At 70.5% G+C, this 11,379-nt stretch carries 11 protein-coding genes; 7 read left to right on the top strand and 4 right to left on the bottom strand.

Annotation, left to right across the window (positions count from 1 at the left end):
• Positions 1 to 57: 57 nt before the first annotated feature.
• On the top strand, positions 58 to 216 hold the full coding sequence (locus tag MA876_RS03835; protein ID WP_248146237.1) for a hypothetical protein: 159 nt from the start codon (positions 58 to 60) through the stop codon (positions 214 to 216).
• Between the two features lie 8 nt (positions 217 to 224).
• On the top strand, positions 225 to 707 hold the full coding sequence (locus MA876_RS03830; RefSeq protein WP_248146235.1) for a hypothetical protein: 483 nt from the start codon (positions 225 to 227) through the stop codon (positions 705 to 707).
• Positions 708 to 728: 21 nt separating this feature from the next.
• Here the strand turns inward: MA876_RS03830 and MA876_RS03825 are convergent, their stop codons facing one another.
• Both MA876_RS03825 and purD read right to left on the bottom strand, forming a co-directional pair.
• Positions 729 to 2,540: a CHAT domain-containing protein gene (locus MA876_RS03825; RefSeq protein WP_248146233.1), complete on the bottom strand. Its 1,812-nt coding sequence runs from the start codon at positions 2,538 to 2,540 to the stop codon at positions 729 to 731.
• Between the two features lie 66 nt (positions 2,541 to 2,606).
• Positions 2,607 to 3,881 (bottom strand): phosphoribosylamine--glycine ligase, encoded by a 1,275-nt coding sequence (gene purD / locus MA876_RS03820; protein WP_248146231.1) that lies wholly within the window; start codon positions 3,879 to 3,881, stop codon positions 2,607 to 2,609.
• Positions 3,882 to 3,989: 108 nt separating this feature from the next.
• Between purD and MA876_RS03815 the strand changes: the two genes are divergently transcribed.
• A complete protein-coding gene (locus tag MA876_RS03815; protein WP_248146229.1) occupies positions 3,990 to 4,343 on the top strand; it encodes a sterol carrier family protein in 354 nt (117 codons plus the stop codon).
• Here the strand turns inward: MA876_RS03815 and MA876_RS03810 are convergent.
• Complete coding sequence (locus tag MA876_RS03810) at positions 4,317 to 5,285, bottom strand: WxL protein peptidoglycan domain-containing protein (RefSeq protein WP_248146227.1); 969 nt, start codon at positions 5,283 to 5,285, stop codon at positions 4,317 to 4,319. The two genes, MA876_RS03815 and MA876_RS03810, sit on opposite strands and share 27 nt — an antisense overlap.
• A 75-nt stretch (positions 5,286 to 5,360) precedes the next feature.
• Complete coding sequence (locus MA876_RS03805; RefSeq protein WP_248146226.1) at positions 5,361 to 6,716, bottom strand: hypothetical protein; 1,356 nt, start codon at positions 6,714 to 6,716, stop codon at positions 5,361 to 5,363.
• A gap of 142 nt (positions 6,717 to 6,858) precedes the next feature.
• On the opposite strand from MA876_RS03805, the gene MA876_RS03800 reads away from it, so the two are divergent.
• Genes MA876_RS03800 through MA876_RS03785 form a run of 4 tightly spaced genes read left to right on the top strand, consistent with a single transcriptional unit; the run spans position 6,859 to position 11,370 of the window.
• Positions 6,859 to 7,947 (top strand): heme/hemin ABC transporter substrate-binding protein, encoded by a 1,089-nt coding sequence (locus tag MA876_RS03800; RefSeq protein ID WP_248146224.1) that lies wholly within the window; start codon positions 6,859 to 6,861, stop codon positions 7,945 to 7,947.
• Positions 7,944 to 9,077: a hypothetical protein gene (locus tag MA876_RS03795; protein WP_248146223.1), complete on the top strand. Its 1,134-nt coding sequence runs from the start codon at positions 7,944 to 7,946 to the stop codon at positions 9,075 to 9,077. The genes MA876_RS03800 and MA876_RS03795 overlap by 4 nt, the downstream gene beginning before the upstream one ends.
• Positions 9,074 to 10,300: a hypothetical protein gene (locus MA876_RS03790; RefSeq protein WP_248146222.1), complete on the top strand. Its 1,227-nt coding sequence runs from the start codon at positions 9,074 to 9,076 to the stop codon at positions 10,298 to 10,300. Before MA876_RS03795 ends, MA876_RS03790 begins: the two co-directional genes overlap by 4 nt.
• A complete protein-coding gene (locus MA876_RS03785; RefSeq protein ID WP_248147168.1) occupies positions 10,297 to 11,370 on the top strand; it encodes a FecCD family ABC transporter permease in 1,074 nt (357 codons plus the stop codon). The genes MA876_RS03790 and MA876_RS03785 overlap by 4 nt, the downstream gene beginning before the upstream one ends.
• The last annotated feature ends 9 nt before the right edge of the window (positions 11,371 to 11,379 follow it).

The following is an 11,379-nucleotide window of genomic DNA, read 5'->3' as shown; positions in this document are numbered from 1 at the left end:
GGTGCAGGCGCCTGTCAAGGCGTCGACTCTGCGCGACGGAAGGCGTGGGATAGATGCATGCCCGCACTCATCATCATCCTGATCGTCGTCGGCATCGTCTGCCTGCTGCTCGGCGTCTTCGTCGAAGCCGTGAAGTTCCTGCTCTGGCTCGGCATCGTGATCCTCGTGATCGGCATCATCGCCTGGTTGCTCGGCTTCATCCGGAGGCAGACCTGAGGAGCCGGATGACACGCCGCACACTCGCGGGTTCCGTCGCGGTCGCCGCTGCCCTCCTCATGGCGGGGTGCGCTGCCGAGGATCCGACGGTTGCGGTGCCGTCGCCGACCGTCGAATCCCCGACGCCGTCGCAGGCTCCGTACGCGGTGCCCAGCACTCTGGAGGGGGAGATCGCGCGCGCCGTCTTCGAGCCCGACGCCGGCGCAGACGGCTCGCCGCAGACGAGCTACACGGCGGTCGACCTCGTCCGGGCCGACGAGCCGTTCACGATCGAGGGTCAGTGCATCGGCGACTCGGTCGAGTTCGAAGTGATCCGAGCCGCGGTCGGCGACAGCGGCACGATGCTCATGGGAGGCACGTTCACGTGCGGCGAGAACTCGACCCCCGGCTCGTACTCATCGCCGTACAGCGGTCCGGTGCAGCTCGTGCTCAAGGGCACCGACGGCATCGAAGCCGGGTGGTTCGCGGTCGTCCCGGCTCCCGCGGGCTGAAGCACCCGGCCGGTCCGACCGCTACTGCGGATCGATGATCCGGACGATCTCGGCCTGCCACGTGCCGTGGTTGCCCCTCAGCTCGCGATCGTTGATGCCCAGGTACAGGGTGCCTGCGCGAGGACAGACGTACGACGCGGATGTGCCGACGGCGAAGAGCGGTTGCTGCGTGTCGAGGCTGCCGATGAGACTGGCGGTCGCCGTGTCGGGAAGCCCCTCGACGGTGTAGGGCAAGTAGGCCGGATCGGGAGTGCCGTCCGGGAGCACGAGTCCGACGGGAGTCACCGCGGACGTCGGGCCCAGGTCGTGGAATGCCGTTCCGGTCGCGGTGATCTCGAGGAGATCACCGGTGTTGCAGACGACGCCGGTCTGGCTCCAGGGCGCGGCCGCATCGACCGGGACTGACACGGCGGGCAGAACAGTGGGGCCGGGCTCCGGTGTCTCGTCGGCGATGGACGACGCGCTCGGTGCGGGATCGGCGTCACCGCCTCGAGAAGAGGCCCACCACGTGATCGCGCCCGCCACGATGAGCGCCGCCCCGACGCCCCCGGCGATGAGTGCCGTCCGACGTCGTCCATTGCCGGACGGCGTCGTCGCGGCGGCCGCCCGTGTGCGGTCTGGCCGAGTCGGCCCTTCAGGGGGCGGCTCGGCGGCACGCGGCGTCGCCGCATCTGCGGTCGCGGGTACCCTGTGGTCGGCTGCCGGAGTCGAGGTGCGGGCCGGCGGCAGCGTCGAGGCGTCGAGCAGTTCCGTCGCGTCGCTGCCCAGGTAGAGGACGGGCGTGATCCATTCGAAGGTCTCGCGGGCGATCCCGAGGATGCCGATTCGTCCGCTGCGGACCGCTTCGTCGATGCGCCGACCACTTGCGATCGCGTCGTAGAAGCCCGCGGTGAAGGCGAGGGCCGCATCGTCGGTCACCGAGAACTGCATAGCGACGACGGCACTGATGCCGCTGCGTACGAGCGCTGCCGCCGTGCCGGAGAAGAGGTCGGACGATCCGGTCGCACCGGACTGACACGAGTTCAGCACGACCAGCCGCGGTGTCGTGCCGGCTTCGTTGAGCAGGTCCGCGAGACTGCTTGCCGCCACGAAGTCGGCGCGGCCGTCGCGGCCCACGAGCGCGAGCAGGCCTTCGTCGCGTTCGGGGTCGTATCCGCCATGGCCGATGTAGTGGAGGACGTGCCACGTCTCGCGCAGGAGCTTCCGGTGCAGTCCACTCCACGTCATGTCGTCGAGCCAGACGAGCTCGATCCGGCCGTCGGCGAGGTGATCGGCGAGTGCCGAGGTCATACGCTCCTTCTCGGCTTCCACGTCGAGGGCCTGGAGACCCCGCGGAGACGAGACCATCCCGAGGATCCGCAGCGGAGCCGCGATCGCGCCCGTCTTCGGTGAGACGCTCGAGTCGAATCTCCGCACGAGGGGCTCCTTGCGACTGACGTAGCCTCCCGACTCGGAGTTGTACATCGCCTCCCACGGCATCGCTGCGAGCTCTGGGGCGGTCAGACGCAACGCGACCTGCGGTTCGAGTCCGCGCTCAGCGGCGATGGCGACGCTGGCGCGATAGCTCTCGCCGATGCGTCCTGCGAAGGTCGTGTCGAACAGGCTCTCCCCGATTCCACGGACGATCGATTCGCGAGCCGACATCACGCGGCGCGCCGACACCGACGACGCGAGGATCCCGGCTTCGAGTTGCGGGAGGGTCGCGATCACCTTCTCGACGTCGAGCGTCATGACGGCGGACGGAGTCCCTCCGGCGAGTGAGTCCACGACGTGGACGGAGTACGTTCCCGCGGTGGGTCCGGGACCGATCTCCAGCTCGATGGTCGCGTTCATGGCTGCTCCAGGTCGAAGTCGACACCATGGAGGAGGCCGGAAGCGACCGGAAGATACCTCGGACGGCTAGAGCCCTTCGTCGACCTTCGCGGCGATGTCGGTGCGGAACCGCGCTCCCTCGAGCCCGATCTCGCCGAGCGCCCGATACGCGCGCGAGCGCGCCTCGCGGAAGGTCGTGGCCACCGCGACGACGTTGAGCACTCGCCCACCCGTGGCGATGAGCCCGCTGTCGCTCTCGGCGGTCGCCGCGTGCGCGAGATGAACGCGGTCGACGGCGGATGCGGCATCCGTCCCCGTCAGCACGCGACCCGTCACGGGGGACTCCGGGTACCCGTCGCTCGCGAGCACGACGGTCACTGCGACGTCGTCGGCGAACGCGGGTCGGGGCAGGTCCTCGAGGTGACCGGAAGCTGCGGCCAGGAGCAGCTCCGACAGCGGGTCGACGAGGCGCGGCAGCACCACCTGCGTCTCGGGGTCGCCGAACCGCGCATTGAACTCGATGACCTTGACGCCCTGCTCGGTGAGGATGAGACCCGCGTAGAGGAGCCCGATGAACGGCGTGCCCTCGGCATCCAGCTGCCGGATGACGGGCTCGGCGATCTCGGAAGTGACGAGGTCGACGAAGTCCCGCTCGCTGCCGAAGCGACCGTCGAGCCAGGGGAGCGGCGAGTACGCGCCCATTCCGCCCGTGTTCGGGCCCTCATCGCCGTCACGCAGACGCTTGAAGTCCTGGGCGGGGCTGAGGGGCAGGACGTGATCGCCGTCGCTCAGGAAGAAGATCGAGACCTCGGGTCCGTCGAGGAACTCCTCGACCAGCACAGGTCCGATCGGGAGGTACGTGTCGGCGTGCGCGAGCGCCGCATCGCGGTCGGACGTCACGATGACGCCCTTGCCCGCTGCGAGCCCATCGGCCTTGACGACGTGCGGAGCGCCGAAGCGATCGAGGGCTGCTTCGACCTCTTCGCGCGTCTGCGCGCGCACGGCGCCGCCGGTCGGGACCCCCGCGGCATCCATGATCCGCTTCGCGAACGCCTTCGATCCCTCGAGCTGCGCCGCTGCCTTGCCCGGACCGAAGACCGGGATGCCGCGTGTGCGCAACGCGTCGGCGACGCCGGCCACGAGTGGGGCCTCGGGGCCGATGACCACGAGATCGATCGACTCGGTGCCGGCGAAGTCCGCGACGGCGACCGGATCGTTCGCGTCGAGGTCCACGATCGTCGCATCGCGCGCGATACCGGCGTTGCCGGGCGCGGCGAGGATCTCGTGCGGAGCATCCTCCGAACGCAGCGCGAGGATGATGGCGTGCTCGCGCGCGCCGGAGCCGAGGACCAGGATTCTCACCCGGCCAGCCTATCCGCGCGCATTGCTCAGGATGGATCGGGGGATTCGGCCGATCCGGTGGCTTTGCAGTCCGCTCGTCCTGAACGATGCACGGCGTAGCGTGGGGTCGTGCCGAAGAAGATCCTGACCGCCGAAGGCCGCGCGTCCCTCGCGGCGGTGCGCGCCGGCGACGCCTCGCGGCCGCAGCTCGCGACGGCCGTCCGCTATCTGCTGCAGCTGCTCGTCGAGAAGGCTCCCGGCGGGAGCGTCGAGGTGCGCGTCCCGCCGTTCGGTGCCGTACAGGTGATCGAGGGGCCCAGGCACACGCGCGGGACGCCCCCCAACGTCGTCGAGATGGCGCCCGCTACCTGGATCGCGGTCGCGACGGGCGAGGAGCAGTGGACGGATGCCGCGGCCGCCGGCCGCATCGTCGCCTCCGGTGTGCGCTCCGACGTGTCAGACCTCTTGCCCCTCCGACCCTGACGCGGCGCGGCGGCGACGGCGCAGCGTCCACATCCCCACGACGATCAGCGCGATCACGGCGAGGACGATCAGCAGCGTCCACGGCACAGCCAGCACGCCGTACTCGTGCGTCACGGCCGCGAGCCCCTGGGCGCCGATGCCGATCGCCTCGGGCTCTGTGACGACGGATCCTGAGACCCAGCCCCACGGCGCGACCGGGATCTCGCGCACGACGTCGACGGTCGATCCCGGAATGACCTCGGGCAGCACGATCGGTTCGGCCGATGCGCCGAAGAGTCCGAGGCCAGCGGCGGTCGTGGCATCCGTCCCCGTCACGAGGGTGTTGCCGGCGTTCGTGAGCCGGTACGACACCACGACGGCGCCGGGTTCGAAGGGGTTCCACGAGCCTCGGTAGGTGGTCTGCACCTCGGTCACCGAAACGCGCGGAGCGAGCTCCCCCGAGACGCGCACCGTGATGCGCGTGCCCAGGCGTCGATCGACGTCGATCGTCGCCTGGTCGGTCGCGCTGCGGAACGACGTGATGAGGCCGGCGGAGTGATCTCCCGGTGCGGCATCGGCGGGCACGGCGATGGTGAAGTCGATGTCGCTCTGCTCGCCGGGCTGCAGGATCAGCTGCGAGGTCTCGGCCGTGACCCACGTGCCGGCGTCGATCGACGGCTGGTCGGTCGTGTGCAGATCGATGTTGCCGACCGGGGTCGTGTACGCGTCGGCGGCGTACACGGCGAGATCGAGGGCGGTCGTGCCCGTGTTCGTGACGCGCATCGTGTCGGTGAGGTTTGTCCCCGGGTCCACGGCGTACGAGAAGTTGGCGCGGTTCGCGCCGTTGGCACTGTCGACGGTCTCGACGGTCCACGCGACGGCGGGCGCTTCGGCGGCCGTGGTCGCGCCGGGCGCGAGGAGCGCGGCGGTGAAGACCGCGGCGATGAGGGGGATGCGGAGCATTCGGGTCTGCTTTCGGAGAGCACGTCAGGGGCCCGGCGCGCGAAGCGCCGGACCCCCGTCATGCGGTGTGGTCGATCAGTTGAGCGCCGTCAGCGTCAGCGTCGTCTTGTAGTCGCCCGCCGCCGTCGTGCCCGGGATGACGAGCGCGAGGTCGGCGCCGATCGTGGCGCTCGTGGCCGCGTTCGAGCTCGCGAGCACGCTCGCGACACCGAGACCCGTGCCGCCGAGCTGCGTCGAGGTCACGTCGGCACCCTGGGTCGCGGTGCCCGAGACGACCTTCGGCGACCAGCCGAGGAAGCCTCCGCTGAAGGTGTTCGTGCCGGCGGTGAACGCGCCGACCTGGCCCGAGATGCTCCAGCTGTACGGCGCCGATCCGCCCGTGCGGGTGTCGGTCACGACGACGTCGTTGAGTGCGCCGGATGCCGTGAAGTTCGCGCCGCTCACGGTCGCGATGCCGAGGTCGACGGCCGACTCGGTCGCCCACGCCCAGCCGAACTGGCCGCTCGGCGGGGTCACGGTCGGGACCTCGACCTCGATGTCACCGGGCGCACCGGTGCCGGGCTCTTCGGGCTCGGTCGGGGTCTCGGCGAGCGTGAAGCCGATGTCGATCGGCAGGGCGGGCTTGAGATCCTGGTTGCCACCGCAGCCGGTCGAGTAGAAGTGCGCCGCAACCGCTGCCCCGGCGGAGTTGCCGGCGAGCGTCTCGACGAACTGCGCGGGCCACGAGCCGGCCTTGCTCGGTGCCGTGCACGTCGTCGTCTGGTTCGTGACGACGGTCGGGTTGAGCACGACGCCGCCGAAGTCCGGGCTCAGGCGGAAGCTGTCGGCGTCGAGGCCGCTGATCGACCCGGCGCTGAACGTCGCGAGGGTGATGCGACCGAACTCCGCCCTCTCGAACGGGTTGCCCGACATGTCGGTGCCCGCACCGATCGTGAAGTCGAACGTGAGCTCGCCCGACCCGTCATCGGCGATCGAGAGCTCGGGGTTCGAGTAGATCTCGTTCGGCGCGTTGTAGATCGCCGGGTAGGCGTTGACCGTGTACGAACCGGTCCAGCTCAGGTACGCGGCACCGGTCACGGGGTCGACCCAGCCTTCTCCGTCCGTGAACTTCACGGCGTTCGGGTTGGCGCCGCTGGGCGCGTTCGCCGGGAACGACGTCGCGGGGAAGACCGGCGTCACGTACTCGGTCTGGGTCGCGCCGGGCAGGTACGTCGTGGAGCCGGTGAGGTCCTTGAACGTCCACGGGCCGAAGATGCCCTTCTGCGCGTAGCCGTTGAGGCCCCACGTGAAGCTGGCGTCGTCGACCTGGGTCTCGGCCGCTTGCGCGGGGGCTGCGAAGGCGAGTCCGGCGGCGGCGAGAGCCACCACCGTCCCCACAGCGGCGAGTCGCCGCGTGAGCGGACTTCTGTTCGTATCGGTGCGTGATGGCACGTCGATTGTTCCTTTCGGATGTGGGTTTCGGCCGAAGCTGCGCGCTGGAAGCACCCCAAGGACTTCGGTTAGGCTTACCTTATTCAGCCGTCGAGGACTTAAGCAAGGCTTACCTAACCTGCCCTCGCTCAAGGAGAACCCGTTGCCGCCCGCACCACGTCGAAGCACGCCCGTCGCCGCCCTGCTCGCTCTGGCCCTGCTGCTGTCCGGATGCGTCGGCGCCACCGCAGACGGCGGAGCCGAGGCATCCACCACTCCGCTTCTCGCCGACGTCACGGTCCTCGACGACCCGCGCTCGTGGGACGGCCCGAGCTCGGCCATCGCGGCGAGCACCGCCGTGGAAGCGATCACGAGCGGCGAGGCGGAGCTGCCCGTCACCGTGACGGATGCGCAGGGCACCACCGTCACGGTGACCGACACGTCGCGCATCCTCGCGCTCGACATCTACGGCTCGCTCTCGCGCATCACGTTCGAGCTCGGGCTCGGCAACAACGTCGTGGGCCGCGACATCTCGAGCGGCTTCGCCGAGATCCAGGACCGCCCCCTCGTGACGCAGAACGGGCACGACCTCAACGCCGAGGCGATGCTCGAGCTCGACCCCACCCTGATCCTGACCGATACGAGCCTCGGTCCGTGGGACACGATCCTGCAGATGCGCGAGATCGGCATCCCCGTCGTCGTCGTGGACTCGCACCGCTCGATCGAGGGCATCGGCGGGCTCATCACCGAGGTCGCGACCGCGCTCGGCGTCCCCGAACGAGGTGCCGAACTCGCGCAGCGCGCGCAGGACGAGGTCAGCGCGAAGGTCGCGCAGATCGCCGACGTCGCTCCCGCCGACGGGCTGCGGATGATCTTCCTCTACGTCCGCGGGCAGTCCGGCGTCTACTACCTCTTCGGCGAGGAATCGGGCGCCGACAGCCTCATCGAAGCGCTGGGCGGTGTCGACGTCGCCGGTGAGAACGGCTGGGTCGGGATGCGGCCGCTGACCGCCGAGGCGCTCGTCGCGGCCGATCCCGACGCGATCCTCATGATGACGAAGGGGCTCGAGTCGGTCGGTGGAGTCGACGGGCTCGTCGAACACATCCCGGCCGTCGCGCAGACGACGGCGGGGCAGAACCACCGCATCATCGACATGTCCGATACGACGATCCTGAGCTTCGGTCCGCATACGGCATCCGTGCTCGACGCGCTCGCCGTCGCCCTCTACGCACCCGAGGAGGCCTCGCGATGAGCGCGCGGATCCGTGTCGCGGCGGCCGCGGCATCCATCGCCCTCCTGTCGATGACGCTCGCGGCCCCCGCCGCGCACGCGGCCGCAGGGGTCGTCGTGACGAACGGAGACGGCGCCTCGACGGCCGACCCCGACTACGCGACCGAGATGACGGTGAGCGGCAGCGGATTCCAGTCGATCACGAAGGGGTTCGGCGGCGTCTACGTGCTGTTCGGGTGGGTGGATGACGCGGCCGGCGGATCCTGGAAGCCGAGCAACGGTGGGGTCGTCGGCGCGGACTTCCGCTACGTGCCCGATTCGGAATCGCAGGACAACCAGGGCTTCCAGCGCTTCGTCTCGTTCCCGGGAAGCGAGACCGAGGGCGCGGCGCACGCCGTGATGGCGGACGACGGATCGTGGACCGTCACGATGGTCGTGCCGGGCGCGACGTTCGAGAGTCGGGACCGCGAGGGGAGCAACTCGAGCGTCGACTGCCGGCGCGTGACCTGCGGCATCATCACGATCGGCGCGCACGGTGTCAAGAACGCGAACAACGAGACCTTCACGCCCATCACGTTCGCCGCTCCCGGGGCGACGGGGGATGCCGCGCAGCCCGACGCGGCGGCGCCCGCGATCGGCGCCCTGCGTGTGGGGCTCGCCACACCGGTGGTCGACGCCGGCACCTCCATCGCGTTCACGGGGCAGGGATTCACCCCCGGCGAACAGGTCGTCGCGACCCTCGACAACGGACTCGTCTCGGTGGGTCCGCTCGCCGCCGGCGCGCAGGGCGAGGTCGCGGGGGTGCTCCCCGTGCCGCGGGACGTCCGTGACGGCACGCACGTCGTGATCCTGACGGGTGCTGCGTCGGGCGGCGTCGCCGAGGCCGAGGTCGTCATCGAGGTCCCCGCGGCTCTCGTCTCGACGACGACCGGCGACGAGACGCCGATGTGGGTTTTCGTCGTCCTCGCCACGAGCATCGTGCTCGCCTTCGCGCTCGTCATCGTGAGCGTGGTCCTGTCGATCCGCCGGACTGCGAGACGGCGCAAGGCCGCTCGCGCCGCGCGCCCGGCGCACACACTCGGTGCGGGTACGGCGGCCGGACCCGACGCCGAGACGGTCGTGCTGCCGGTCACCGCGGGGACGCGCTCGTGAAGCGGCGGACCGGCGCTCTCGGCGCCCTCATCCTCGCGGCGGCGATGCTGTGCGCGCCCGCGGTCGCCCTCGCGGCGGAGGACGACGCCGATCCGGGCGAGATCATCGTCACCGTGCCCGACGGCGGGCCGACGACCGGCACTCCCATCCGCAATGCGCAGTTCCGGTGGGGGCTCAATGCCGAGGCGGGCGCGGGCGCGTTCGCGGGGGGATGCAACTTCCTCAGCGCGGGACGCGCAGGCGACACCGGGCGGGGCGGTGTCGTGTGGACCGAATCGCACGGCCTCTACCGCGCGAGCCAGGGGAACGTGCGCATCGAGAAGCCTTCTGCGGCGGGCGAGTACGACATCGCGACGTGGGCCGGACGCTGCCTCGACCCCGCCGGCAACGCCGTGACCTCGGCATCCGTCACCTCGACGAGCGGCAATCAGGTCGTGATCGACGGGGGAGCGGGCGTGCGCGGGGCGGACGGCAGTGTCGAGATCCGCTGGACCGGATCGTTCTCGGTCGTCTTCTACGGCGGCATGACCTATTGGAGCGCGAGTGATCCGGTTCTCGTGATGGATGCCGCGGGCAACGGCCGCGTGACGGCGACCGCGAGCGGGTTCGGCGCGTCGATGGAGGATCTCACCAAGTGGGAGGCGCTGCCCGAGCGCGAGATCGTCCTGGCCGAGGTGCGCGGTGCGTCCACCGCGTTGGGCCAGGGGTTCGCCGTCGTGCCGCAGTACCTCGGCGTGCAGGTGTCGGGTGTGGGCCAGGTGGCCCGCGACGCGGTGAACGAGTCGTTCTGGGGGTCGTTCCCGGCATCCTTCGTCGAGTACCAGAAGCTCACGGGACAGGCCGGATACTGGGTGACGACCGGCGGAGTGCGCGACCGCGCGAAGCCCGCGTCGACTCTGTACGTCAGCTACGACGCGCGAGCGGCGATCGTCCCCGATCTCCCGGCGACGGACACCGGCGGGGCGGCCGCTCCGCAGAATCCCGTCCGACTGCGCCCGTCGGCGAACAGTGCGGCGGCGCTCGCGCCGAGCGTCCCGACGTATCCTCTCGCGGATGCCTCGACCGCGGTGCCGCCGGGCGAGGGGCTCGTCCCGACGCTCCAGGGCGGACTGCAGAACCCGGTCGTCGTGCCGCTCCTCGGGACGGCCGCATCGCTCGGCATCGCGATCGTCGCAGTGCTCAACATCATGCAGCTGCTGCCGTGGCAGCGACCTCCGCTGTGAGCGTCGAAGTCGTCGTCCCGACGCCCACGAAGGCACGCACACCGAGGTTCATCGTGCTGTCGGTCGTCCTGATCGTCGCGCTCGCCGTGACGGTCGTCGTCTCGCTCGGCGTCGGCCAGTACGCCCTCGCGCCGTCGGAGGTGCTCGGCATCCTCCTTCGGGCCGTCGGCGTGCCGAACGACCTCGCTCCCGAGGCGGCGACCGCGACGGGCGTGGTCATGGAGATCCGACTGCCGCGCATCGTCCTCGGGCTGCTCGTGGGCGCGGCACTCGCCGTCTCGGGTGTTCTGATGCAGGCGATCTTCGGCAATCCGCTCGCCGATGCGGCCGTCGTGGGGGTGTCGTCCGGTGCCGCGCTCGGTGCCGCGGCGAGCATCACGCTCGGCGTGACCGCAGCCGGCATGTGGGCGACACCTGCCTGGGCCTTCGTCGGGGGGCTCGCGGCGGTGCTCGCGGTCTACTTCGTGAGCCGGTCGGGCGGGCGGACCGAGGTCGTGACGCTGCTGCTCACGGGCATCGCGATCAACGCGATCGCGGGCGCGGGTCTCGCGTTCATGACGTTCCTCGGCACGACGGCGACGCGCGAACAGATCGTGTTCTGGCAGCTTGGGAGTCTCAACGGCGCGCTGTGGCAGAACATCGTCGTGGTCTCTCCGCTCGTGCTGCTCGGCACGATCGTCGCCTTCGCCGTGTCGCGCCGCCTCGATCTCTTCGCCCTCGGCGAGCGCACCGCCCGGCACCTCGGCGTCCGCGTCGAGGCGCTGCGCATCGTCGTCATCATCACCGTCGCGCTCCTCGTCTGCGCGGCCGTCGCGTTCGCGGGGATCATCGGCTTCGTCGGCCTCGTCGTGCCCCACCTCATGCGCATGGCGATCGGCCCCGCGCATCTGCCCCTCATGATCGCCTCGACGCTGGGCGGCGCGCTCCTCATCGCGATCGCCGATCTCGTCGCACGCACCGCCGTGCCGATGGCCGACCTGCCGATCGGCATGCTCACGGCCCTCATCGGCGGCCCCTTCTTCCTGTGGCTGCTCGTGCGCACCCGCCGACGCTCGGGGGGCTGGGGATGACCGCGAGAC

The sequence above is a fragment of the Microbacterium aoyamense genome, from assembly GCF_023155855.1.
Taxonomy (GTDB): domain Bacteria; phylum Actinomycetota; class Actinomycetes; order Actinomycetales; family Microbacteriaceae; genus Microbacterium; species Microbacterium aoyamense.
The sequence above is the reverse complement of the archived record's forward strand: the minus strand, read 5'-3'. Positions and strand labels throughout refer to the sequence as shown.